Origin of the sequence: Negativibacillus massiliensis (assembly GCF_900148495.1) — a bacterium.
Classification (GTDB): domain Bacteria; phylum Bacillota; class Clostridia; order Oscillospirales; family Ruminococcaceae; genus Negativibacillus; species Negativibacillus massiliensis.
The window spans coordinates 78,576-103,127 of sequence record NZ_FTRU01000008.1 but is presented as its reverse complement, the minus strand read 5'-3'; the positions used below and the strand labels follow the sequence as shown (position 1 = coordinate 103,127).

The 24,552-nt window shown below is 47.8% G+C and carries 28 protein-coding genes and 1 tRNA gene; 1 reads left to right on the top strand and 28 read right to left on the bottom strand.

Going from position 1 to position 24,552, the window contains the following annotated elements; translation table 11 throughout:
- Nucleotides 1-4: 4 nt before the first annotated feature.
- The 23 genes from BQ5375_RS06600 to BQ5375_RS06495 all read right to left on the bottom strand — a co-directional run bounded on the left by BQ5375_RS06600 (nucleotide 5) and on the right by BQ5375_RS06495 (nucleotide 19,998).
- Complete coding sequence (locus tag BQ5375_RS06600) at nucleotides 5-217, bottom strand: DUF896 domain-containing protein (RefSeq protein ID WP_022131493.1); 213 nt, start codon at nucleotides 215-217, stop codon at nucleotides 5-7.
- 39 nt (nucleotides 218-256) lie between these two features.
- Nucleotides 257-874 carry a hypothetical protein gene (locus tag BQ5375_RS06595; RefSeq protein WP_022131494.1) on the bottom strand — a complete coding sequence of 206 codons (618 nt, stop codon included), beginning with the start codon at nucleotides 872-874 and terminating at the stop codon, nucleotides 257-259.
- A gap of 31 nt (nucleotides 875-905) precedes the next feature.
- A complete protein-coding gene (locus BQ5375_RS06590; RefSeq protein WP_083687532.1) occupies nucleotides 906-1,940 on the bottom strand; it encodes a M15 family metallopeptidase in 1,035 nt (344 codons plus the stop codon).
- A 26-nt stretch (nucleotides 1,941-1,966) separates the two neighbouring features.
- Nucleotides 1,967-2,692, bottom strand: a complete 726-nt coding sequence (locus BQ5375_RS06585) for a 16S rRNA (uracil(1498)-N(3))-methyltransferase (protein ID WP_022131497.1) — start codon at nucleotides 2,690-2,692, stop codon at nucleotides 1,967-1,969.
- 13 nt (nucleotides 2,693-2,705) lie between these two features.
- Entirely contained in the window at nucleotides 2,706-3,656 is a 951-nt protein-coding gene (gene prmA / locus BQ5375_RS06580) for a 50S ribosomal protein L11 methyltransferase (protein WP_022131498.1), read from the bottom strand.
- Nucleotides 3,657-3,746: 90 nt separating this feature from the next.
- On the bottom strand, nucleotides 3,747-3,833 hold the full coding sequence (gene spoVM / locus BQ5375_RS14655) for a stage V sporulation protein SpoVM (RefSeq protein WP_143529500.1): 87 nt from the start codon (nucleotides 3,831-3,833) through the stop codon (nucleotides 3,747-3,749).
- Between the two features lie 76 nt (nucleotides 3,834-3,909).
- Entirely contained in the window at nucleotides 3,910-4,545 is a 636-nt protein-coding gene (locus BQ5375_RS06575) for a thiamine diphosphokinase (protein ID WP_022131499.1), read from the bottom strand.
- Nucleotides 4,546-4,561: 16 nt separating this feature from the next.
- The gene (gene rsgA, locus BQ5375_RS06570) at nucleotides 4,562-5,467 is read right to left on the bottom strand and encodes a ribosome small subunit-dependent GTPase A (RefSeq protein ID WP_022131500.1); all 906 of its coding nucleotides are present in this window, start codon (nucleotides 5,465-5,467) and stop codon (nucleotides 4,562-4,564) included.
- 17 nt (nucleotides 5,468-5,484) lie between these two features.
- On the bottom strand, nucleotides 5,485-5,988 hold the full coding sequence (locus tag BQ5375_RS06565) for a GNAT family N-acetyltransferase (protein ID WP_076917619.1): 504 nt from the start codon (nucleotides 5,986-5,988) through the stop codon (nucleotides 5,485-5,487).
- 140 nt (nucleotides 5,989-6,128) lie between these two features.
- Nucleotides 6,129-8,231, bottom strand: a complete 2,103-nt coding sequence (pknB, locus tag BQ5375_RS06560) for a Stk1 family PASTA domain-containing Ser/Thr kinase (protein WP_022131502.1) — start codon at nucleotides 8,229-8,231, stop codon at nucleotides 6,129-6,131.
- 25 nt (nucleotides 8,232-8,256) lie between these two features.
- A complete protein-coding gene (locus BQ5375_RS06555) occupies nucleotides 8,257-8,991 on the bottom strand; it encodes a Stp1/IreP family PP2C-type Ser/Thr phosphatase (protein ID WP_022131503.1) in 735 nt (244 codons plus the stop codon).
- Nucleotides 8,988-10,064 (bottom strand): dual-specificity RNA methyltransferase RlmN, encoded by a 1,077-nt coding sequence (rlmN, locus tag BQ5375_RS06550; protein ID WP_022131504.1) that lies wholly within the window; start codon nucleotides 10,062-10,064, stop codon nucleotides 8,988-8,990. Before rlmN ends, BQ5375_RS06555 begins: the two co-directional genes overlap by 4 nt.
- A gap of 4 nt (nucleotides 10,065-10,068) precedes the next feature.
- Entirely contained in the window at nucleotides 10,069-11,409 is a 1,341-nt protein-coding gene (gene rsmB, locus BQ5375_RS06545; protein ID WP_076917618.1) for a 16S rRNA (cytosine(967)-C(5))-methyltransferase RsmB, read from the bottom strand.
- Nucleotides 11,410-11,486: 77 nt separating this feature from the next.
- Nucleotides 11,487-12,182: a zinc metallopeptidase gene (locus BQ5375_RS06540; RefSeq protein WP_022131506.1), complete on the bottom strand. Its 696-nt coding sequence runs from the start codon at nucleotides 12,180-12,182 to the stop codon at nucleotides 11,487-11,489.
- Nucleotides 12,183-12,314: 132 nt separating this feature from the next.
- Nucleotides 12,315-13,226 (bottom strand): methionyl-tRNA formyltransferase, encoded by a 912-nt coding sequence (fmt, locus tag BQ5375_RS06535; RefSeq protein ID WP_022131507.1) that lies wholly within the window; start codon nucleotides 13,224-13,226, stop codon nucleotides 12,315-12,317.
- 30 nt (nucleotides 13,227-13,256) lie between these two features.
- Complete coding sequence (gene def, locus BQ5375_RS06530; RefSeq protein ID WP_022131508.1) at nucleotides 13,257-13,730, bottom strand: peptide deformylase; 474 nt, start codon at nucleotides 13,728-13,730, stop codon at nucleotides 13,257-13,259.
- 56 nt (nucleotides 13,731-13,786) lie between these two features.
- On the bottom strand, nucleotides 13,787-16,234 hold the full coding sequence (priA, locus tag BQ5375_RS06525) for a replication restart helicase PriA (protein WP_022131509.1): 2,448 nt from the start codon (nucleotides 16,232-16,234) through the stop codon (nucleotides 13,787-13,789).
- A 117-nt stretch (nucleotides 16,235-16,351) separates the two neighbouring features.
- Nucleotides 16,352-16,564 carry a DNA-directed RNA polymerase subunit omega gene (locus BQ5375_RS06520; RefSeq protein ID WP_022131510.1) on the bottom strand — a complete coding sequence of 71 codons (213 nt, stop codon included), beginning with the start codon at nucleotides 16,562-16,564 and terminating at the stop codon, nucleotides 16,352-16,354.
- Nucleotides 16,557-17,168, bottom strand: coding sequence for a guanylate kinase (gene gmk, locus BQ5375_RS06515; RefSeq protein WP_022131511.1), 612 nt, complete (start codon nucleotides 17,166-17,168; stop codon nucleotides 16,557-16,559). Before gmk ends, BQ5375_RS06520 begins: the two co-directional genes overlap by 8 nt.
- Nucleotides 17,161-17,427: an extracellular matrix/biofilm regulator RemA gene (gene remA / locus BQ5375_RS06510; RefSeq protein WP_022131512.1), complete on the bottom strand. Its 267-nt coding sequence runs from the start codon at nucleotides 17,425-17,427 to the stop codon at nucleotides 17,161-17,163. The genes gmk and remA overlap by 8 nt, the downstream gene beginning before the upstream one ends.
- Before the next feature lie 37 nt (nucleotides 17,428-17,464).
- The gene (locus BQ5375_RS06505) at nucleotides 17,465-17,704 is read right to left on the bottom strand and encodes a hypothetical protein (RefSeq protein WP_022131513.1); all 240 of its coding nucleotides are present in this window, start codon (nucleotides 17,702-17,704) and stop codon (nucleotides 17,465-17,467) included.
- Nucleotides 17,705-17,722: 18 nt separating this feature from the next.
- Nucleotides 17,723-18,643, bottom strand: a complete 921-nt coding sequence (locus BQ5375_RS06500) for a YicC/YloC family endoribonuclease (RefSeq protein ID WP_022131514.1) — start codon at nucleotides 18,641-18,643, stop codon at nucleotides 17,723-17,725.
- A gap of 251 nt (nucleotides 18,644-18,894) precedes the next feature.
- Complete coding sequence (locus tag BQ5375_RS06495; protein ID WP_022131515.1) at nucleotides 18,895-19,998, bottom strand: FkbM family methyltransferase; 1,104 nt, start codon at nucleotides 19,996-19,998, stop codon at nucleotides 18,895-18,897.
- A 245-nt stretch (nucleotides 19,999-20,243) separates the two neighbouring features.
- On the opposite strand from BQ5375_RS06495, the gene BQ5375_RS06490 reads away from it, so the two are divergent.
- A tRNA-Ala gene (locus BQ5375_RS06490) sits at nucleotides 20,244-20,319 on the top strand.
- Nucleotides 20,320-20,373: 54 nt separating this feature from the next.
- Here the strand turns inward: BQ5375_RS06490 and BQ5375_RS06485 are convergent.
- From BQ5375_RS06485 to BQ5375_RS06460, 5 genes are all read right to left on the bottom strand, one after another.
- Nucleotides 20,374-21,996 (bottom strand): recombinase family protein, encoded by a 1,623-nt coding sequence (locus BQ5375_RS06485; RefSeq protein WP_015574134.1) that lies wholly within the window; start codon nucleotides 21,994-21,996, stop codon nucleotides 20,374-20,376.
- Between the two features lie 72 nt (nucleotides 21,997-22,068).
- On the bottom strand, nucleotides 22,069-22,287 hold the full coding sequence (locus BQ5375_RS06480) for a hypothetical protein (protein WP_015574135.1): 219 nt from the start codon (nucleotides 22,285-22,287) through the stop codon (nucleotides 22,069-22,071).
- 452 nt (nucleotides 22,288-22,739) lie between these two features.
- The gene (locus tag BQ5375_RS06470; protein WP_015574136.1) at nucleotides 22,740-23,159 is read right to left on the bottom strand and encodes a sigma-70 family RNA polymerase sigma factor; all 420 of its coding nucleotides are present in this window, start codon (nucleotides 23,157-23,159) and stop codon (nucleotides 22,740-22,742) included.
- Nucleotides 23,160-23,560: 401 nt separating this feature from the next.
- Complete coding sequence (locus tag BQ5375_RS06465) at nucleotides 23,561-23,758, bottom strand: cysteine-rich KTR domain-containing protein (protein ID WP_015574137.1); 198 nt, start codon at nucleotides 23,756-23,758, stop codon at nucleotides 23,561-23,563.
- A gap of 1 nt (nucleotide 23,759) precedes the next feature.
- The gene (locus tag BQ5375_RS06460; RefSeq protein ID WP_015574138.1) at nucleotides 23,760-24,545 is read right to left on the bottom strand and encodes an ABC transporter permease subunit; all 786 of its coding nucleotides are present in this window, start codon (nucleotides 24,543-24,545) and stop codon (nucleotides 23,760-23,762) included.
- Nucleotides 24,546-24,552 lie beyond the last annotated feature (7 nt).

Below are 24,552 nucleotides of genomic sequence, written 5' to 3'. Positions count from 1 at the left end.
TTCTTTACTTTTTCTTTGCGCGGTCACTGACCTTTTCTTTGGTGCCGTCTGGACGGACGATAACCGAATTATCCAGTGTTGCACGAAGGCTCTGACGCATGCTCTGAATATACTCCTGACGCAGTGCCTGCTGCTCAAGCTTTTCTTCCTCGGTCAGTCCCTCTGCGCGGGATTTTCTGGACAACTCTGAAATTCTTTCAATTTTTTTCTGTTCCATCTTTATTTCTCCTGTTTTTGTTCTGGCATCAAGTCATAATCAAGATGTTTGGGATTGCTGTGTTTTGGGCAAGAACTTTTCCAGTTCTTCACTCAGGTTCTGCTCATCATAATGATGTGCCACCAAGGTAATCTCTGCAATATACTGCCCTTCCCCATCCAGGTAATAGCTGTACACCACATCGGAAAATTCCCCGTCATTTTCTGCCCTCTGTTCCAGGTGCTCGACCATTTCCAGGACACATTCCTGCTGCGGCTGGGTAGTTCGTATGGTCAGGTTTCGTCCATGATAAACAAAGGAAAGCACATCTGTTTCCTCCGGGATGCTGTTGAGGATCTGAGTCAGGACGGTAAAATCGTTGCGGGGAACAAACTCAAATCCTGCAATCGCGCGGATATAGGCTTCCAGATATTTATAAACAACACTCTGAACCTTTTTGCTCTGGCTTTTTATCTTGGAGCTTTCGCTCAAACCTTCCACAAGATTGTTGATAATCTCAATTTTTTCTGCCTGTGCCACCTGAATGGTATTGCCCGCAATTCGGATTCCAAACAGAAGAATAAGCACAGCAGACAGGAAAAATGCCAGAGAAACACATCCCTTTTCAAACCAGGTATTTTTCTCGCCCCATCCTCCATGCTTTTTCTGTCCTGTCAAAATCAAACCATCCTTTATCTTGATAAGTGATCTATTCCTGAGGATCTTCAAACGGATCACGGATACCGGTATAGCCTTCCGGTACTTCCTGCTGGAGATATTCCTCCAGACAAAGTCCACTTTCCTTCATCAGTTTTGCATGGGTTTTTCCAACAAAACGATAATGCCACGATTCATAAATAATCTTGGTGATATCCTGTTTATCTTCCGGATAGCGCTGAACAAATCCGTATTCATGCGCGTGTTCACTCAGCCACTTTCCGGCATCGGTATCTGCAAATTCCGGGTCCAGAGTCTGATGAGTCGGTGTTACAATATCTGCCGCCAGTCCGGTCTGGTGTTCACTGGTTCCAGGAATTGCTGTTTCGGTTGCAGTCTGGGCATAGGCCTCTTCCTCGGTCATACCCTGTGCCATATAACGCTGCACCGAGCTATCAAACAGCTGCTGCTGTTTCTCGATCGAACGATAAGCTGAGCAGACCATCAGGTCAACCCCATCTTCTGCCGCCGCCTGAATCATCTCTCTGGCTGCTCCTGCTACTCTGGAATCCATCACAAATCCACCCTGAACTTCTTCTGTTTCCACTGTCCAATCTTCTGGCAGCGGATTGTCTGGATTTGCAAGAAGCAGATAATACTCCTCTTTTTCCTTTGCAAAGTCCTCTGCCAGCTGCTGATAGCTTTCCTCAGAAGAATTGCCGTCGGAAGAAGCATTATCCTCTTCCTGCGTGTTGTCTGGATTGTTTTCCTCCAGGGATTCCGAAGTATCTGCATCGGTATTCTGTTCATCCTGAGACTGGGTATTATCCGGATCATCTTCCAAAGGCTTGTCCGAGGACTGTTCCATCTCTTCTTCTGAACGAATTGGATTTCCCTCATCCTCTTTTTTGTGATCTGCCAGATACACTCCGATCAATGTTGCCGCAGCAAGCAGCAAAACCAGAATAAGGGTCAACGAACCCCAATGGCTTTTTCTCGATCTTCTTGTCCGATGATGGCCATGGGGATTGTGCCTGGAATCTGGTCTTCTTGCTGACTCATTGCGCGGTCTTCTGTTTCCATCCATCTTTTCTCATTCCCTTTTTTCATGAATTACTGCATATTGCCAGTTTCAAACATGATAATGGAAAGGGCCGCCAAAGGAGCCGTTTCACAGCGCAAAATTCGCTTTCCAAGCGAAAGCACCTGACAACCCTTTTCCTTTGCCTTAACTACTTCACTCTCATCAAACCCGCCCTCGGAACCGATCAGTACCGCAATTTCCTGTCCTGCCTGATCGATCACTTCTTTTGCCGGAGCAGTCGCATTTTCATAAAATAAAATCGGGCAGGAAGTTTCTGCCATCTCATCCAGCGCTTCGTTTAACTCCAGCAGTGGTTTTACCTGCGGGATTTTTCCTCTGCCGCTCTGTTTTGCCGCTTCCAGAGCAATGCGGTTATAGCGCTCCAGTTTCTTTGCCATGGATTTTGCATCAGGCTTTGACACACAGCGTCTGGTCATAACAGGAGTGATGCTGTCCACACCAAGCTCCACCGCTTTTTGAATGATAAGTTCCAGCTTGTCCCCCTTGGGCATTGCCTGATACAGATGAACCTTTACACTAGGTTCACTCTGACTTTCTTCTGCACTCAACACTTTGAGGGTCACTTCTTTGTCACTGAGTGACTCTATCATACAATGGTAGTCATATCCTTTTGTGTCGCAGACGGTCAGCTCTTCTCCAATTTTCATCCGCAGCACCTTTGCAATGTGCTTTGCATCATCACCGGTAATATAGCCGCCCTCTCTGGAAATGGTCTGTGTAAAAAATCTGGGCATTGCTTTTCTCCTACTATTTTGCTTTGCAGGCCATAGCGACCCATCCGCCGGAACTTCTTCTTTCGATAACAGTAAAGCCATTCTTGTCCAGAGCTTCCAGAACATCCTGTTCTCTGGTATCGATGATGCCAGAAGTAATAAAAATGCCGCCTTCTGCCAGATATTTGCCGACATCCTCACTCAGACGGATGATAACATCCGCAACGATGTTAGCGCAGATCAGCTGGAAGCTTCCTTCTACCTGACTGGTAAGATCGCCCTTATGGAAGGCAATCCGGTCACCAACACCATTTAAATCTGCGTTTTCTCCTGCTACCTTTACCGCTACTTCATCGATGTCGCAGCCTTTGATCTCCTTTGCACCCAAAAGAGCCGCAGTGATGGCAAGGATACCGCTTCCGCAGCCAACATCCAGTACGTGAACTTCCGGAGTGATGTATTTTTCCAGAAGCTCCATGCACAGACGGGTGGTATCATGAGTTCCAGTACCAAACGCCATGCCTGGATTTAAGGTAAGTACGACATCTTCAGGCTGTCTTTCATATTCTTCCCAGGATGGGCAAACAACCAGACGCTCTCCAACACGGATTGGATGATAATATTTTTTCCATGCGTTGGACCAGTCTTCTTCATTTACATTTTTGATTTCCATTTCCAGTCTGCCGTATTTTCCATCCGGATCTTCGGATTTAAGTCTTGCCAGAATTTCTCTTGCGCCGGCAAGCTCTTCCATTCCCTGCGGATTATCTGCAACATACAAGGTAACGCTGCTCTCGCAGTTCTTCATTTTCTTCATGACTTCCTGGTCGATATAGTCCCAGTGCGGTGTGGTATCGTGCAGAAATTCGTCAAAATCCTGAGCATCCTCAATCATAAATCCCTGAATACCAAGGCTGAGCAGACTGCCGGTCAGTGGTTCGATTCCTTCTGTGGTGGTATAAATTTTTACTTCGGTCCAGTTCATATTGCTTGTCCTTTCTTTTCGCTGTATTTCCGATTATTTTTGATATCAGGCAGCGGAAGAACCGCTCTGGTTCTCCCGCTCCTTCTATCATTAAAGTTCTTCTTCCTTATGTATTTTAAAGATCATACGTAAAATTCCCGAGAGAAATTTTGGGCTTTTGATTACAACTACTTTCATATCACATTGCCTCCTTTACAGCCAAACCATGATGGCTTTTGCTGTATTCTATGTAAAAGAAGCAAAACTTGTGATTTTACTCTCCCTGATTTGCCACAATCACCAGAATTCCCTTTTGAACACTTACCTGTGCATCCTCTCCCGGAAGGAAGGCATTGCTGACTCCGATTGGAAAGCCGTTGGTGATATCAGCGTCTTCCAGCTCATATTTTGCGTGTCGAATGCTTACACCCTGTGCTTTATCACTGTGGCAGAACACAGAAAAATGAAATCCTCTCTCATACGGAATGGTGACACTCTGGTTATCCTTGATTACCGTAATGCGGCAGCCCTTGTCGATAATCTGTGCCGATTCTCCATGCTGAACCGCATAAACCAGTGTCTGGATATTGGCAAGGGTATGGTCAAGCCTTCCGCCAAGCATCCCCACCATCAAAATTTCCTGATATCCCCGTCGGATGGCTTCTTTGACTGCAAGCATGGTGTCGGTGTCATCCTTCTCAATTGGATATCGCAGAATCTCACATTTTGGCGAAACTTTTCCGCTGTAAGAATCAAAATCCCCCAGCACCAAATCTGGAATCACATTGATCGACGAGCAGTAAGCATAACCACGGTCTGCACAGATGATGTAATCCCCTTTTTGCAGAAGGTTTTGTGTATAGCGGATATCTGCAATCTCACCGCCTCCAAAAATCACACATCGGTTCATCTTTCTGTCCCTCTTTTTATCGTCCGATTTCCCATTCCTTAATATTCTTGGCTAGTTCATACAGGTTTAAATAACTCTGGTGGCGGCTTTGGGAAATCTCTCCATTTTTGACCGCTTCCAATACGGCACAGCCTGCTTCCTTGGTATGGGAACAGCCGCGAAAACGACATTTTCCTTCATACTGGCGCATTTCCCGAAAACATCCTGCCAGTTCGTCCTTGAGGATAATCTGGAATTTTTCCAGATCCACTGCCGAAAATCCTGGTGTATCTGCAACAAAACCGCCGGATGGCAGCTCATACAGTTCCACATGGCGTGTGGTGTGACGTCCACGTCCCAACTTCTGGCTGATATCTCCGGTATCCAGGCTAAGTCTTGGGTCAATTGCATTTAACAGGGTCGATTTTCCCGCACCCGAGTTGCCGCAGAAAGCGCTGGTCTTGTCTTTTAAAATCTCCATCACCGACTCAATGCCCTCATGCTGCAAACTCTTGGTTTCCAGCACAGTAAATCCTGCCTTGCGGTAGATCTGTGCAAATTCTTCCGGATCTGCCAGATCGCACTTTGTGATGACGATGATCGGTTCGATCTCCTGATACTCTGCAATCGCAATCAATTTGTCCAAAACAAAAGCGTTTGGAGCAGGGTCTGCGATAGATACCACCAGCACCAGCTGATCAAGATTTGCAAGCGGTGGACGAACCAGACTGTTTTTTCGCTCTTCAATCTCTACCACATAACCTTTTCCCTGCGGTGTCAGTTCTACCTGTGCCCAGTCTCCAACACAAGGCTTTACGTTCTGCTGACGAAACGCTCCGCGCGCACGACACTCGATGATATTTCCCTTTTGTTCACTGTCGGCAACATAGTAAAATCCGCCCAGCGATTTTATGATTCTTCCCCGAACATTCTGTTTTGTCAAACTGCTTTTCACCTCTGTTAATATGATTCTCTGATATAGCTGTACAAATAACTGTCACGATAGCTTCCATGGTGGAAGCGATACTTTCTCAAAACGCCTTCGGCACAGAATCCGCAGCGTTCCAGCACTTTTTGTGCTGCAATATTGTCAATATCCGTATCTGCTTCCAGTCGGACAACAGGAAAATTATCCAACAGATAATCCCGACAAAGCATTAACGCTCTGCTTCCCAGATGATTGCCTCTTGCTTTTGGATCAAGAACCAATCCCAGTCGAACCAGTCCTTCCCGTACAAAATTAAGGTAAATCAGCCCAGATGCTACCTCATCCTGTTCGATCATCAGCATCTGAAACTGCGACGTACAAAATCCGTTTTCCATCAACTGATTTTTTCGCTCGATCTCCGATTCCATTTGACACTCCTGAAAAGCTCCACGAAACTCCGGACTCTGCCAGCGGGTAAGAATCGGAAGATCACGCTCTTCCAGCGGCCGGATGATGATATTTTGCTCTGCCAACATACTTTTTCCTCTTCCCGTCACTTTTGATTTTAACCGATCCATTATCTTTTTATTATACCAAAATTTCGTAAAAAAGGCGATACTTCTCTTACAAATTTCTGTAAAAAAACAGCCCTGCATCTGCAAGGCTGTTTTTTATACTACTCATCGGATGGTTGTGCGTATTCATCGTCATCTTCATTGTCGGTGCTGTCTTCCTGTGAATCACGGTTGTTCAGGTACTCACCAACTGCCTGAAGATCGGTTGTCGGAACTACAACACCGGTATCAAAGTTGACATCATAGGTCAGATAGAGCTCTCCATCAATATAGATCTCTACCTTGCTGTCACCTTTACCGGTCGGTTTTGTTGTCCAGGTAGACTGCTTGGACAGATCCGGGTCACCATATCCGGTTTCCTTGCCATCCACATAGGTCTGAACGTGAACCTTTCCATCACCTTCCGGCAGATCAAAGGAAATTTCGACCTGTCTCGGCTTGTTCGGATCTTCCCATCCTTCGCCGCCCATAACCTTAACATTGATGACCGTTCCTGCCGGAACCAATGCATCCTCATTCGGGCTCTGCTCCAGAATCGTTCCTGCCGCTACCTGACCTGCTATGGTCTTTCCGTCTTCATCAGTCTGAGGCTGTACCTCTTCCACACACTCAATTCGCAGACGTCTGGTGGAAAGCAGGGTCTTTGCCTCATGGAAGTTCATTCCTACTACCAGCGGAACTGTCTGATTCTGCTCCTGAGAACCCAAGCTGACATAAACACTGATCTCATCGCCTTCGCCGACCTCTTCGCCTGCACCTGGCGCTGTCATTACAACCGTTCCTGCCGGATATTCGTTGGAATAGGTCTCGGTCTCGGTCCAAGTGAGATTCTTGCTGCTCAGATCACGGAATACTTCGGTGGAATCCTTTCCAGCGTAATCATCCAGCACGATGGTTTCCTTACCGGTACTTACCTTGATGGTAATGGTGGAATGTTCCTTAACCGTTCTGCCCGGGTCCGGGTTCTGGTCATAGATCTCGCCTTCTTCATACAGGCTGCTTGGAGCTTTTTCTTCAACCTCAATCTTGAACTGGTCAGAATACTTGGTCTTGATGCTTTCATAGTTCATTCCTACAAGATCCGGGACCTTCACGTTTGCGACCTGCTCAAACGGTTTATTGACCAAAAACAGCATGCCAATGAAAGCTCCCGCTGCCAGAAGAAACGCAAATGCGATACCGGCCATGACCGGAATAAGCGGAAGCGGTTTTCTTTCCTCGTAATCCGCTTCTGTTTTCTTTTTGGAAGATGGTCTTTCTCGTTTCATTGGCCTTTGCTCCCTGTCTAACCCTCTCTGTTCCTCCTGATTGTGGCGCAGCTCCTGCTGGATATGCGTCTGTACCGGCTGTTCATATTTATAAGCGAACACAATGGAAGGGTTTTTCTTAAATTCGTCGATGTCGTGCAGCATCTCAGCCGCAGACTGATAGCGCTTTGCTGCATCCTTCTGCATAGCGCGCATCACGATATCCTGCAATCCTTCCGGGATATCTGGATTAATTGAGCGCGGCAGAGTTGGCTGGCTCTGGATCTGCTTGATTGCAACCGATACCAGAGAATCTGCTTCAAACGGCAGCTTTCCGGTGAGCATCTCAAACATCATAACGCCCAGAGAATAGATATCGCTGCGGGCATCGGTAAATGCTCCGCTTGCCTGTTCCGGGCTAATATAGTGTACCGAACCAATTGCCTTATCGGTAATGGTCTTGGTATTGCTTCTGGAAAAACGCGCAATGCCAAAATCGGTAATTTTGATCGTACCATCAGATAACAGCATGATGTTGTGCGGCTTGATATCGCGATGGATGATTCCTTTATCGTGCGCATGTTGAAGTGCCTTTAAAATCTGAACGGTAAAATGCACCGCTTCTTTCCAGCGCAGAACATGCTCCTGATCGATGTAATCTTTCAGGGTAATTCCGTCGATATATTCCATGACAATCGACTGAATCCGGTTGGAAAAGATAACATCGTACACCTTTACAATATTGGGATGATCCAAAAGCGAGATTGCTCTGGATTCATTGCGAAAACGACGCATAAATTCGTCGTTGTCCATATATTCTTCCCGGAGGATTTTGACCGCTACAATGCGTTTTTCCAAAACATCATACGCCTTGTAGACGTTTGCCATACCTCCGACACCAATCAGTTCCCTGATCTCGTAACGTCCGTCCAGTCTTTTTCCAATGTATTTATCCATCTAAATGCCTCCTGCAAATCGGGCGTTATTTCCGGTACAGCATAACCGCTGTAATGTTGTCCGAGCCGCCCTGATCGTTGGCGAAATCAATCAGATCGGCAAGACTTTCCTTTCGGATACAGTTTTTGAGCAGCTCCGGCAGTTTTTCTATTTCCAGATAGTTGGAAAGTCCATCCGTACACAGCAAAACAATGCTCTCTTTTTTCAGCTCATACATCTGATAATCAATATCCAGCGTATCCCCCACACCGATGGCACGGGTAATGTAATGCTTCTTCGGGTGGTTGAGCGCTTCCTGCTGACTGATTTGACCGCGGTCCAGAAGATTCTGAACCAGAGTATGGTCCCTTGTCAGCTGTTTGACTGCCTTTTTCTCCGCCATATAAATGCGGCTGTCCCCTATGTTGACGATGTGCATATTTTCTCCTACTACCACAGCCAACACCAGCGTCGTGCCCATACCATGATAGTCCGGATTCTCTTTTGCCATCGAGTATACCTTTGCGTTTGCTGCACTGATTGCAGAAAAGATCACCGCTTTAGCCGCCGATTCGCTCATCTCTTCGTTGACATCACGGTGAAAAAATTTATCAATCAGCTGGCACGCTGTTGCACTTGCGACCTCACCGGCTTTTTCTCCGCCCATGCCGTCACATACGATGGCATAGCCTGTATTTTCTCCCACTCGCCGGCAGATGAACGCGTCCTGGTTCTGCTGGCGAACCTTTCCGGTATCGGTCGCCCCCATAAACTTAATCACTGCTTTTCCTCCTCCTGGCGCTGCTGGTCATATTCCCGGCGAAGCTGTCCGCACGCGGCATTGATATCCGCTCCCAGCTCCCGCCGTACAGTGGCATTGACCCCTCTTGCCTCCAGCGCCTTCTGAAATGCCTCGATACGCTGTCTGGAACCTCGCTTAAATCCTCTCTCCTTTACAGGATTGACAGGAATCAGATTTACATGCGCCGACATACCCTTTAATCGATCTGCAAGTTCGTTTGCATGTCGAATCTCGTCATTTACTCCTTCTATCAGTGCATACTCAAAGGAAATCCTGCGTCCGGTTGTCTTAAAGTAATACCGGCAGGCTTTGAGCAACTCATCGATCGGATACCGCTTATTGATCGGCATGGTCTGGCTTCGAATCTCATCGTTTGGTGCATGAAGCGAAATGGAAAGGGTAAGACCTGTTTTTTTCTCCGCCAATTCATAGATTCTGTCTACCAGGCCGCAGGTAGAGAGCGACAGGTGGCGCAGGCTGAGATTATAACCTTCCGGTGAAGAAAGGATGTCCAGAAACTTCATAACATTATCGTAGTTATCAAACGGTTCTCCGATTCCCATGAGCACCACGTTGCTTACCCGCTGACCACTTTCCTCGGTCACGGTATAGATCTCATCGAGCATCTCAGAAGGCTCCAGGGAACGCACCAGACCTGCCAGGGTGGAAGCGCAGAATTTACATCCCATCCGACAGCCAACCTGCGTTGAGATACAGATGCTGTTTCCGTACCTGTACTTCATCAAAACTGCTTCCACACAGTTGTTATCTTTTAATCTCAGCAGATATTTTTGTGTTCCATCCAGTTTTGAAACCAGCTTTTTGATGACTGACAGCTGGTTTATGTAATACCGTTTGGAAAGATCTTCCCGCAATGCCGCAGAAAGGTTTGTCATCTCATCAAAGGATTTGACCCTCTTTTCATGCAGCCAGGAATAAATCTGCTTGCCGCGAAATTTTGGCTGACCCAGTGCCACCAGCTGTTCGGTCAGCTCCGAAAGCGTCAGCGACTTGATGTCCGCCTTGTTCTGCCACTCAAAATTCCTTTCCATCTGATCACCGCACCTTTTTTACACACGAAATAAAGAATCCATCTGTATCCGCCATCTGCGGGAATAACGTAACCTTCCATGCTGCCGAGTCTGTCAGTTTTGCCGCTTCTCTCACTTCCTGCGGCAGCGGGCAAGGTTCAAATTCTGTATGCTGACTTAAAAACGCCTCGATCACCTGATCGTTTTCTTCCCGCAGCAGGGTACAGGTGGAATAAACAAGGATTCCTTCCTTCTTTACATAACGGGATGCCGTATCCAAAATCTTCTTTTGAATCTGCGGCAGATCAGCAAGTTCTTGCTGTTTTTTATACTTGATTTCCGGCTTTCGGCCAATAATGCCGATTCCAGAGCAGGGCGCATCACACAGTACCCGGTCAAATTCGCCCAGATCCGGGCAGAAAACCGTACCATCCTGAAGCTTTGCCGAAATACTGTTAAGTCCCAGTCGTTTTGCTCCTTCGGAAATCTTTTTGATCTTTTCTTCGAAAACATCGCAGCTGATTACCTCTCCGCTGTCACCCATTCTTTCGGCTGTGGTAAAGGATTTGGAACCGGGCGCTGAGCAGGTGTCCAGAACCCTCTGTCCTTCTTTTGCATCAAGAGCCGCTGCACACAACTGCGAGGACTTGTCCTGAACATGAAACAGTCCTTCGGAAAAAGCAATAAGCTTTTCGATAGATGCTGTTCCCGAAAGAAGGAGACAGCCCTGCAGATCCGGGTCCTTCTGTACCTGTACCCCTTCTGCCTCAAGGCGTGCGATGCAGTCTTCGACACTGATTTTTGTGGTGTTGACCCGCACATACAGCGGAGGTCTGTCCAGAGAATGTTCGAGCATTGCTAGAGTGGACGGCTCATCATACTGCTCCAGCAATGTTTTGATCAGCCACTGCGGACAGGAATATCGTACTTCCAATTTTTTCAAACGATTTCCCTTGATCTGTGGAATCTTCTTTTCATCCCGCAAAAAGTTTCGCAGCACCGCGTTGACAAAGCCTGACGCGCTTGCCGCCTTCATCTTTTTGGTCAGTCCCACCGCTTCGTTTACTGCGGCGGAATCCGGCACACTGTCCAGATACAAGAGCTGATAAACCGCTGTCCGCAAAATCTCCGCTACCGCCGGGGTCAGCTTGCTGACCGGCATTTTGGAATAATGATTGATAACGTGGTCTAAAGTCAGTCTGCGTTCCAGGGTACCATAAAACAGTCTGCTTGCAAAAGAACTGTCCGCTGGCGAAAGCCCGCTTTTTTTGAGCGTTTCATTGAGTACAAGGTTGGAATAAGCGCCCTGTGTATTTACTTTTACCAGTGCGGATACCGCCGCCTGTCTTGCCGTAACTGCTGGCATAATGGACAATCCTTTCTCTGTCAAAAATCAAATGACAAATTGGTGCTGCCCTTTTACAGCACCAATTTTGCCACAAACTAATCGTTGTTTCTTCTTCCGTATAATAAAACCAGCCTCAAAAGCTGTGCAAGGCTCGAAAGCAGTGCCGCAACATAGGTTAAAGCTGCCGCCTTGAGCACCTTTCCTGCCATTTTGGTTTCTTGTGGCTCCAGAATCTGAAAATTGTCCAGCGTTCTCAAAGCCTTTGCGCTTGCATCAAATTCTACCGGGAGGGTTACCAGCTGAAACAATGCAACGGTCGAAAACAGGATAATACCCAGCTGAACCAAAACACCATAATTAAACAGCAGACCAATCAGAAGCACCGGCATCGAAAGCGAGGAGCCAAACTGGCTGATTGGAATAATGGCGTTTCGAATCTTGATCGGCACATAGCCCTCTGCGTACTGCACCGCGTGACCTGCCTCATGTGCGGCAACACCGATCGATGCGACTGACGCGCTGTTAAACACGCTGTCTGAAAGACGGATTACTCCTGCTCTCGGGTCATAGTGGTCGGTCAGATTTCCGGCAACCCGTTCGATTCGGATGTGGTACAGACCGTTTTCGTCCAGAATTTTTCGGCAGACATCTGCTGCACTCATTCCTCTGGCACTCATTACACGGCTATATTTTCCATAGGTCGAGCTGACTCGGGACTGTGCCCAAAGCGCAAAGATCATTGCCGGAACAATCAGAATCCAGTAATAACGGTCAAAATAATAAAAAAACATAAAAATTCCTCTTTCCAATACATTGAAAATTTACTTGCGCAGAAGTATCCATTCTCATATTATATTGGACAAATTTGAATCAGTTATGAAGAGTGTATTCCACAATAGTAAACATGGGGATTTTTTCCAGAACTAGTCGCCCAGTCTCTCCGGCTTTCTTCCGCGCAGGAAATCCTCGCCCTTCATGCGCTTTCCGCCTTCCATCTGCACTTCCAGCAGTTCAAGCGCACCTTCTTTGCACGCCACGATAAACTTCTTGTTGTCGATCACCGCTCCAGGTTCTCCCTTGCCGCTGCTAAGAACAGCACGGTGTACTTTAAGCAGTTTGCCGCCCACTGTTGTGTGAGCAACCGGCCATGGAGAAAGTCCGCGGATCAGGTTGTGCAGCTGCTGTGCCGGCTTGTTAAAATCAAGCTTTGCAATCTTTTTGTCGAGCATTGGCGCATAGCTGGAAAGGCTGTCATCCTGTTTTTCCCTCGGTGCTTTTCCCTGTTCGATAAGCCCGATGGTCTCAACCAGAGCCTCGGCTCCGATCTCTTTTAAGCGATCATGCAGTTCTCCATAAGTTTCATTTTCCCCGATTGGAGTTTCTTTTTTCAGGATCATGTCACCGGTATCCAGTCCCTCTCCCATATACATGGTGGTAACACCGGTCACCGGCTCTCCATCGATAACGCTCCACTGAATCGGGCCTGCTCCGCGGTATTTTGGCAGCAGCGATCCATGTACATTGATGCAGCCGTATTTTGGCAGCTCCAGAATATCCTTTGGCAGAATTCTGCCATAAGCTACTACTGCAATCAGGTCAGGATTTAACTCCTTTAAGATGGACAGAGCAGTTCCATCCTTCATCTTTTCCGGCTGATAAACTGGAATATTGTGCTCCAATGCCAATTCCTTTACCGGCGGAGCTACCAGCTTATATCCTCTTCCCTTTGGTTTATCCGGCTGGGTGAATACCCCCACAATATTATGTCCGGTCTCGATGAGTTTCTGCAAAGACGCCTGTGCAAATTCCGGCGTTCCCATAAACACGATTCTCATGCAAACCCTCCTTTGGGTCGTTTTTGTCTGTTAGTCTGCCAATTCTTCTTCGGTCAGGATTCTGGACATTCTGTCTTTAAACACAATACCGTCCAGATGGTCATTTTCATGGCAGACTGCACGTGCGAACAGCTCTTCGCCTTCCATTTCAAACCAGTTGCCGTTTCTGTCCTGTGCTTTGACGCGAACAAAATTTGGACGCTCTACCATACCGTATTCTCCTGGGAAAGACAGACAGCCTTCTGCTCCGTTTTGTGTGCCGGAAGTTTCCAGAATCTCAGGATTGATAAATTCCAGGATTCCTTCGCCTACATCGATTACAAAAACGCGGCGCAGCATGCCAACCTGAGGACCTGCCAGTCCTACACCTTCTGCCTGATACATGGTCTCTGCCATATCATCGAGAAGATCCCACAATTTCTGATTAAATTCTGTTACCGGACGGCATTTTTTATGCAGGGTATCGTAGTTGTCTGTATCCTTTACAATGTTTCGAATTGCCATAGTAATTCTTCCTTTCCAAAACAAAGATTGTTCTGATTTTTTATCAGAATTTATCATCAAAGGTCGTTTCCATTTAAATCGACCCAGATATGAACTTCTTTATGCTTTTTCTCGCTGTCAAATGCCCGCAGCATCTCCCACATCAATCTGGAGAAGCGCTCTTCCATCCGGCACTTGATCACGATACAATATCGGTATTTACCCGCTACCCGTGCAATCACCGGCTCACAGGGATTCATCATCCGGATGGGAAGGTCTTTGTACTCCCCTGAAGCTTTCTTTTGAAACTCCCTTGCAAACCACATCGCACCATGCCGGACATATTCCTCATTCTCTCCTGAAAATCCAACCTGACACAGTGTGCAGAATGGCGGATAAAGTGCAAGCTTTCTGGTTTTAATCTCATCTTTATAAAATCCATCATAATCCTGCATGGCAGCCTGACGGATGACCGGATGATCCGGAGATGTGGTCTGAATCAGCGCTCTTCCCGGCAGGGTTCCCCGCCCGCAGCGCCCTACAACCTGAGTCAGCAGAGAAAAAGCCCGCTCACAGCCACGGAAATCCTGAGAATAGATCGACTGATCCGCGTTGAGCACCCCGACCAGCGTTACATTGGGGAAATTAAGTCCCTTTGCAACCATCTGAGTACCAACCATGATTTGATATTTTCCCTCTGCAAACTCCTGAAATTTCACTTCATGTGCAAGCTTTGACATGGTTGTGTCCACATCCATGCGAAGAATCTGAGCCTGTGGAAAAATCCTTCCCAGTTCATCTTCAATGCGCTGCGTGCCACTTCCATTAAATCCCATCAGTTCGCTTCCACAGTTGGGACAACGTTCCTCCAGATCTCTGGAGTATCCGCAGTAGTGGCACATCATCCTGCGATTGGCATGATGATAGGTCAGCGCCACCGAACAGTTCGGACACTTGATAACCTCTCCGCAGCTGTTGCATTTTACTGCGGTATGATATCCTCGTCGGTTCAATAAAATAATGCTTTGCTGATTGGATTGCAGATTGTCCGCAAGCTCTGCTGTCAGCTCCTGGCTGATATCAAAGCCGTAGCTCTGGTTCATATCCACAATTTGCACCTTCGGAAGCTGATTTCCAAGATATCGTTTGGACAAGGTGACCAGATGGATCTTTCCTTTTTGTGCCTGATAAAAGGTCTCAATGCTGGGAGTCGCCGAAGCAAGCAGCAGCATCGCCTTATGATAGCGGCAACGCACCTTGGCAATCTCCCGGGCATGGTAGCGCGGGGCAGACTGCGAAGCATAAGCTCCCTCCTGCTCCTCATCTATGACGATCAACCCTAACTTTTTAAGCGGTGCAAATACTGCCGATCTGGTTCCCACCACCACATCAGCAAGTCCCTGCTGAATCCGCTTATATTCATCGGCACGCTCTGCCATGGTAAGACCGCTGTGCAAAACCGCAACCTTTTTTCCAAATCGTCGTCCGAACAGTTCCACCGTCTGCGGGGTCAGAGAGATTTCTGGAACCAGAATAATAACGCCTTCCCCTTTTTCCCGCACCTGCTCAATGAGTTTTAGATATACCTGACTTTTTCCGCTTCCAGTCACTCCATAAAGCAATGCTGTCGGATAAGAACCTTCTTCTTTTTTCTCCCAGAGATGCCAAAGAGTATCCAATGCCATCTGCTGGGAAGGCTCAAGCGTCACACCGGAATCTGTCTGTTCTTCTTGGTGGCGGTCAGCATAAGGACTGCGGAAAATCTGTCTGCCATAGTAACTGATAATCCCTGCTTCTTCCATCTTATCCAGTGTCTGACGGGTGGTACCTGCGTAATAGCAGACCTCTTTTAAGGAAGCACTCGGAGATTCTTCCAGCAGAGAGATCACCTTTTTCCTGACCTGTGTCATCCTGATTTTTCCAGATTGAAGAAGGTCGGCATATCCATCGCTTAAGCGCACCATCACGATCTTGCTGTCCGATGTTTTTTCCCGGACATTCTCCGAAAAAACAACCGCGCCGATTCTGAACAATTCCTTCAGAGCCGGCGCGTTTTTTGTTAAGCCTAAATCCATAAGCAGCTGCCCGATGTACACCGGCTTTTTCTGTTCTTTTAAATATTCCAGGATCTTCTGTTGTGCAGCGGAAGGTTCTGGCGGTATTGCCTGCTGTTCTCCCAGTGAGCACATTACCTTAACTTTCATGGTAAGTCCGCTAGGAATCACCGCACGCATCGCTTCATAGTAGGTACAGAACACCCTCTTGTGCAGATACTCGGTCAGCCAGAGCTGTTCTTCATTGAGCAGTGGTTTTAAGTCCAACAGCATCCGGATGGGTTTGAGTTTTGATTCTTCCCCTTCTTCCAGCGACATCACCAGTCCCTGACGCGCCCGATTGGACTTTCCAAACGGGATCAGCACCCGACACCCTGGTCGGATATCCTCCTGCATTGCAGGCGGGACCTGATAGGAGAAAGCAATATCAAAAGAATAAGCGGCATTTTCCACCACAACCTTTGCTATCATGCCGCTTTCCCCCTTTATCCTGCTCAAACTCATAGGAAACGGGCGGCATTTTGTTTGCAGCGTCCCTGCCATGCCGCCCGTTTTCCACATTTTGACTGTTCAAACGTTAAAATTCGATTAGTTTGCGTCTTTTTCTTTTACCAGATCCTTGACACGAACCTTGCCGGAAGCAAAATCGTCCAGTGCTGCGGTAACTGGTTTTCTTTCCATTGGCATATTGTTATCTGCCCAATAATCTGCGATCTCTCTTGCATGTCTTGCAACTGCAACAACAAACGCATAAGAGCTTTCGCCTTCACGAATAATCTGGGACATTGCTGGTCTAAGCATGTTTATTCACCTCATCGAGAAATTCTTTCATATTTTTTATACTGTAACGGTTTGCACTGATTACCTGAGCCAAACGCTGTACTGCCAGCTCCACCGTATCGTTAACAATAATATAATCGTATTCTTTTGCGCACAGAAGTTCCTTGCGTGCAATGTTTAAGCGGTTTTCCACCGTCTTGCTGTCCTCGGTCTGACGACCGGTCAGACGGCTTGCAAGCTCTTCAAAGCTTGGCGGTGCAATAAAGATCAGCAGGGCATCCGGACAGGCTTTTTTGACCTGAAGCGCACCCTGTACCTCGATCTCCAGCACAACATCGTTTCCTTTTGCTCTCTGTTCTTCCACCGGCTTTTTCGGAGTACCGTAATAGTTGTTGTTATAACTTGCATATTCGAGCATTCCACCCGACTGCACAGTCTGTTCAAACTCTTCGCGGCTTAAAAAGAAATAGTGAACGCCATGTTCCTCTCCCGGTCTTGGAGAACGGGTTGTTGCCGATACCGAATAAGCGATCTGATCGCGGCTTGCCAGATACTCCTTGAGTACCGTTCCTTTGCCTACACCGCTTGGACCGGATACTACAATCAGCTGTCCCTTTTTATTCATCTTCCTCCAGCTCCTCTTCTTCATCGTCATCATTCAGACGGTTTGCTACCGTTTCCGGCTGTACGGCAGAAAGAATGACATGATCGCTGTCGGTAATGATAACCGCTCTGGTTCTTCTTCCATAGGTTGCATCGATCAGGCTTCCGCGCTCTCTGGCATCGGTGATGATTCGCTTGATCGGAGCCGATTCCGGGCTGACAATCGCAACCAGACGATTCGCCGAAACCATGTTTCCAAAACCGATATTGATTAACTTCATAACCTTTCTACTCTTCCTTTCCAAGTTCCGTGGAACTTTAGCGCCTGTTCCCTTCCAGCCAGTCGATCAGCCATTCCCAAGCTGCGCACTTACATGCGCGGATACTGAGCGCTGCCGCCGCCAAACAGAGAAAAAGCCCTGCTTCTTCCCGTAATGCATCCGGTATATATCGCAGATGCAGTTTTTTTGTTTTGAAAGTTCCTGTTATGTCACCGACCCCTAAGACAAAAGAAAATCGTTTTTTTCTTTTTTGGGGCAATGTAAAATACCGTTTCATAACAGCTCTCCTGTACATCTACTCGATGTTCTGAATCTGTTCGCGGATTTTTTCAATCTCGGATTTTAAGTCTACAACCACCCTTGCAATCTCCAGATCCTGTGCCTTGGAGCCGATGGTGTTTGCTTCCCTGTTAAATTCCTGCACCAGAAAATCCAGCTTTCTGCCGACCGGTTCGTTGGATGCCAGAATCTGTCTGAACTGATGAACATGGCTTCCCAGACGGACAGTCTCCTCGGCTACTGCAATCTTTTCTGCAAAGATAGCAACCTCAGTGATAATCCGCTGTTCATCCAGCGCGTTGTTCTGCAAAACTTCCTGCAGTTTTGCGTGCAGGCGTTTGGAATAATTTTCCACTGTTTTTGGAGAAAGTTCCTCTACCTTTTTGACCATCTGTTCAATCAAATCCAGGCGGTACAACAGATCCTGCTCCATCTTTTTGCCTTCCACAAGGCGCATTGCAACAAAATTATTGATCGCTTCCTGTGCTACCTGTTCGACTGCACTCCACATTTCTTCTTCATCATCTGCAACACGAAGAACGGTGAAGATGTCCGAAAAACGGGTCATCTGGGAAACGGTGATATCATTTTTGATCTGGAGATCTTCTGCAAGGCTTTTCAGCGCTTCCAGATAAGAACGTGCCAGGTCATGATTGATTACAACCTGAGAATCCGTTCCGCTTACGGTCTGAATGCTTAAGGATACATCCACCTTGCCGCGGGAAACCGACGCTTTTACCAGATTCTTCAATCTGTCTTCCAGATAGGAATATGCCCTTGGAACACGGGAAGAATACTCCAGAAAACGATGATTTACCGAACGGATTTCGACGGTGATCTCCTTGTTTCCAATTAACTGCTGTGCCCGTCCATATCCGGTCATGCTTCGAACGGCCGATGTAACTGTCTGCTCAGCCTCTGTCTGGTTCGACTGCATAATTGCACACTCCTTTCCCCTTTTGGGGATTTCCCTTATCGGGAAATTTCTATGAAAATGCATTTCTCTGATTTTTCTCTTTTAAGAAGACTTCCTCAAAGAAAGCCTGTTTTCCTATCTTGATATTTTACTATATTTTCGGATGGTATGTCAATCAATCCGCCGGGATTTAGCGCATCTGTCCGCGTTTTTCTCCCTCTTGCTCTTAATTTTGTACCAGATGGATTATAATTCCATCATCTATATACAATTTATACACAATAAAGGTTGGTATCCCACGCCGGAACATAACGATAGTGACGCAGATAGAAGCGATAATCCGAACGCATGGAGGCAATTTGAAGCAAAAGTGCAAACAGATCCTCACTTCGGTGATAGGCAGCAATAAGCATTTTCGGTTTGTCCCGTTCAATGATCTTTTGACAGCCCATCAGTGCAAGTTTTTCTGCGCCCTCTACATCCATATTGATAAAGCTGACACTCTCTTCTCCGGCAATATTATCCAGCGACTGGCCCTGTACCTGGCGGATCTTGCTCTTAGCGGCACCTTCCACCCCAGTCACCAGACTCTCTTCCCGAATTGCTGACTGTCTGCCTGCGCGGCTGTCAAACTCAAGCATCTCCTCATGAGAATATGCCGCCATTTGCACACAGGTCGCACGATCGGAAAGTCCCATCTGTTCTACCGCAGCACAAAGTTTTTTGTGGGTCTTTTCATCCGGCTCAAATGCAAATACCCGCCTGCATCCTCCTGCATAATGCAGCAGCTCTGCAATGGTATCTCCGCGGTAGGCACCAAGATCGGCAAAAAATTCCTGCGCTGTCGGCTTGATAATATTATGGTAAGCTTCATCGGTATCGGTTGTACAACCTGCAAGGTAACAAAGTTTGCCGCTGAGTTTAAAGTTTACGATATCATGCAGCACCTTTCTGGACTGCTCGTCTGCAAGCATCGATTCCACCTGCAAAAACTCCTGCTCATGTTCCTGCACAAAATCCATAGTGAAAAGGTTTGTTCCCGCTACCGGAACATCAGGTGCTACCAGTTCATATTTCTGAGACAGTTCATAGAGGTAGTTTACTGTTGGCTCATCATGAACCGCAAACGCCACCACAATCAGGAAATCATCATAGCGGCTCTGAATATCCGCAAGTTTTTCCATCTTGTAGCCCATGAACAGATTACCACGGGCAAAACCATCACTTGCAAACATTGCAGCTGGTGCAACCCCATACCGCTTCATCACCTGCAGAATTTTGACAGCACCATCCCCCATTCCGTACATCACAATCGGTTTTTGGGTATTCTGTAAACGCTGCCACACATCCTGCGTTTCCCTGATCCATTCCAGCATAACTTGATCTTTCTCCCTTTTCTTGATTTCTTTTTAAAAGTATAGCACAAAATCCTGTCAAACTCAAACGAAAGAAAGGCAGGGATTTTGCGCCGGACAAATTCTCTTGACAAATTTATTGCACGCCGATATAATGAAAAAGTAAATTTCAGATGGGGGCATAGCGCAGTTGGGAGCCCGGTTGAAGCGGTAAACAACCCCCGTACAGGGAACATAAAAATTAAACATCACAATCTCTCTTATCTGGGGGTATAGCTCAGCTGGGAGAGCGCTTGAATGGCATTCAAGAGGTCAGCGGTTCGATCCCGCTTATCTCCACCATCACCAAGAGATTGTGAACGAAAACCTCACTTCTTCGGAAGTGGGGTTTTTGCTTTATGCAGCGATGGCAACGATGTCCATGCCCATGCTGAACTGCTCAAAGTCAATGTTAAAGTCGATATGCAACTTGTAGTCCCGGTAGACCTCCACCCGCTTGATAAGGCAGTTGACGATCATTTTCTTTGCCTCCATGCTGGCGGTGTCGTACATATCAGCCCAAGAGATAATGTCATCGTATTGGGCGTTCAAGTGTTCCAGCACAGCCTGTCCTTCGTCATAGGCCAGTTGCGCCGCCTCAAGCTGCTGCTGAACTTCGAGACATTTTGTCTCACAGTCAGAAATCAGAGAGCCGAGCAAGTCCTGCGAAAAAGCACTTTCGCCGCGCAGGGATTTAATGACCTCGGCCTTCAGCATATTCAGCTCGGCAGATACTTTTGTATGTTCGGCCCGGATGCTGCGGAGCAGCGCTTTCCGTTCCTCCATCTTTTCTTTGTATCGGATATTGACGATCTCACTTTTGGGGACAGCTTTCATACGCTCAAAGATCTGTCGCACCACCTTATCAATGATGCCGTCAAGGGTATGTGCCGTGTACCCGGTCTGACCGTCACATTCCGTTTGCTTGCGGGTTTTGCCGTAGCAGATATACCGTACACGCTTTACAATGCGGTTTGGATCGTCCTTGCAGGGATAAGCCTTGCCGTTTGTGGTGAGTGAGAGCCGGGAGCCACAATGACCACAAAACACATTCCCGGCCAGCAGGGACTGGCCTCGGGTGTTGAGAGGAACACGGCGCTCCTGTTCGGCAGAATTGGCACGGGAAGTGCGGATATGCTGTGCGGCCTCAAAGAGTTCCGGCGGGATAATCTGCAAGTGCAGCAGCACTTGGGATCGGCTATCGCCGCTGCGGAGTACGCCGGTATAGGTGAGGTTGCAGATGATACCCCGGATGCTGGCGTGGTGCCACATCTTACCCGACCTTGCCCGATACCCGAGCTTATTCAGATAGGTGGCGATCCGCTGGGCTCCGTAGCCCTCATGCACATACTTGTCAAAGATAATCCGCACCACAGCGGCCTCGGCCTCGTTTACAACCAGCTCATAAACCTCATGCTTTCGCTTGTTGAAGCGGCCACTTTTTACGAGATCGTAGCCGTAGGGAGCAAGCCCGCCTTTGAAACCGCCGTCCTCGACAAGCTGGCCGAGGGCGGTTTTTGTGCGGATAGAAGTCTTTTCGCTTTCACCGTCAGCTTGCCAGAAGCGGATATAGTTGGTGAGTTTGTCGGTGTGGGTATCAAAACGCTGCTCACCCTCTTGGGTACTCCATACCCGGATGCCGTTCTTGACAAACCATTCCACCACAAAGGGCGTTTCGTCAGCGATACGCCCGATGCGGTCAAACATGAACACCAGCAGAATATCGAACTTGCCCTGCTTGGCCCGTTCTTTGATGATTTGGAGTTTGTCGCGGTTTTCGGCCCGTACCTTGTGGCCGGATACGCCGTCCTCCTGTTCTTCGTGAACAATCGTCCAGCCCATCTTTTCACAGAAGCGGTGGCACTCTCTGCGCTGCATGGGGATGTCGGCTTGGCTTTTATCGTCATAGTCCACTTGCTTGTCGGTGGACACTCTATACAAACAGTCAACGCGAGTTCCGATAAGAATGTTATTTTCCATATTGATCCGTCCTTTCATTTGTCATAAGGGCAAACCAAAAGAGCGAATCAATACGCGGGAGATATGAACTTTTCAAGGTACATAGGGGCTACCCCCACTATTATTATCGCTCCGATTGGGGTGGATTGCAAGGATGTCGCCGTGGGTATGCTTGGCGGCATTGTTGGCAAAAGAGGATAGCAAAATCTGTTTCACATGGCCGAGGGCCGTTGTGTTTCTGCTATCGGCAAAGGTAGCGGATATTTGATAACCGTCAATGGCGAAAGTGGTTAATTCTCTTGTGCGCTCCATAGATGACCTCCTTCACAAATGGCGTAGAACTGATTGATCCCCGTTGTCTGTTGGGGAAACACGAAAAGGCGGCACCCGCGATTGGGTGTCGCCCTTTTGCCTTTCTCCACATTGGGACAATTTGTCTCGAAGTTAGAATAAGGAGCGCCGCGCTCATTTTCTTGGCCCGTCATAAGACAGCTATACTCGGCGCGACGCTCCTTGCTGGGGTGGTGCGGCAGCTCCGGGGGACAGGCTGCCAGCCTGTCCACTCGCGGATCGTGGCCGTGGGGTGGCAAGTCCCCACTTGCGGCGTTGGTGTGGATCGCTCGTCCTCCGTGTTGGAGAAGTCCTGGCGCACCCGCCGCCCGGCTCCTCGCACTATGCCCGGAGCCGCCGCTATTCAGTTGTGGAGAGGATCAACTCCTCTCATATACCAAGGACATTTGGAAGATGTTTTTTAACCCCCTACATCAAACATTTTGCAAATATTTTTTCATGGACTTCAAACCCTGCTGGATAGATTTATGTACGGCGGCCACGCTTACGCCATCGGCCTCGGCAACCTCAGTCATGCTCTTGCCTTCAATGATACAGGCATCAATGCGAAGCCCCTGCGTTTCGGGCAAAGTGTTCAGCGCGTTCCACAGATCGCAGAAACGCTCCATGCGCTCCAGCAGCTCCTGCGGGGTCGGCTCGGAAAGGCAGGCAGAGTATTCGATCCCATCATCACAGTCGAGGGAATACTGTGCCTTATTGCGGATTATCCGCCGCTGGTAGGCAGCCTCATACAGCTTGTCGGCCCGCAGCTCGGCGGCCACTTCATCGGAAACTTCGATATATTCATCATGGGTGTGCCAAGAGTAAAAGTCCTTCAGATTGATAGTAGTCATTATATTTTCCTCCGTTCAGATTTTTGTTGTGGGTGGACGATCTGAACGGGGGATGGCGGGGATCGGCAGCCGGGGCCGCCCCTGCCTACCTCGGGACAACTTGTCCCAAGGTGGGTATAGAAAAACGCGCTCGCATGGCGTGATGCCACACAAGCGCGTGAAATGACATTATTCTTAATGTACTGGCAAATTTCGCGTCCAATGCCGGACTTGCCCGGAGGGGGAGCTACGCTTTTTTTAGCTGGTGAAGATCATGCGTACTATGAAAAAGCAAAATGAACACGACGATCCCTCCTCGGAAACCGCCGTGTTCCTCATAAAGTCGTCGTATAACGCGGCGGCTTTAATTGACAGCCGCCGAAAACAAAAGAGCCGATAATCCGCGCCTGAGGGCTAACGGGTTATCGGCTCTGCGTCTGTGCGTCTGGCTCTGTGATAACTAAAATCTTAAATTTTTCTACGCTGATTAAAGTTTCTTGTTTGCATTTAGGACAAAACAAAGGAAAGTTTTTCAGCTCAGTATCTAACCGCAGCTTGATACGAGTTTTACTGTTACAGACAGGACATAGCAGCCACTCGAAGCTATCCATATCGTTCATTTCAAATTTCCCTGAGCGTCCAAACTTTTTGAGCTGTGATAACAGAACCAATCGCAATTATCATAGCCAATAGGAAGAACGAAAACTGTATTCCACTTATTGCCACTGTGTAAACATCGAAGAATTTTAATGGCGTTAAGCAGTACAGCATTGGAGCTTCAAGATATTCGGCGGTGATGCTGATGCCATAAAAGAGCAATAATATTCCCGCGCCTATCCGAACAGCCCCTTTATAGGTTCTCGTCAGGCTGGAGGCCAGAAGCGTGATTGCAAACAAAGTCAACCCTGTCAAAAACAGGCCCAATGTGGTGGTAAAAGCAGCGTTTCTTTGCTCTAAACCGCCTAGCGGTAAAATGGCGGTAAAATAATTACATAACCCGCTGAATACCGCAAGTGCAAGCAAATTACATACACAGGCAACTGCTTTGGCACAGACAACCTTGTTGCGACCCACTGGTTTTGTAAATAGATATTCTGCCGTTCCCTGCGCCTGTTCTTTCGCTACACACGAAACACCGAGATAGACCGCATAGCTGTTGGTTAGCATCGTGACCCAATAATACATACAGCCATACCAGCCCAAAGCAGAAGTCAGATCACCGCTCACACCAAACATAGCTTTCAGAATTTTCGGAAAATTCGATATTAGCCCTGTCAGCTCATTGAGGCTTTCCTTTAGTGACAAATACTCAAAGTAAGCGAAGCCACACAAAATCAAGACAATTCCCATCCAGATCAGCAGTAGTTTTCTTGTTAAGCGCAGCTCGTTTTTCACTAACGCCTTCATTCGTTTC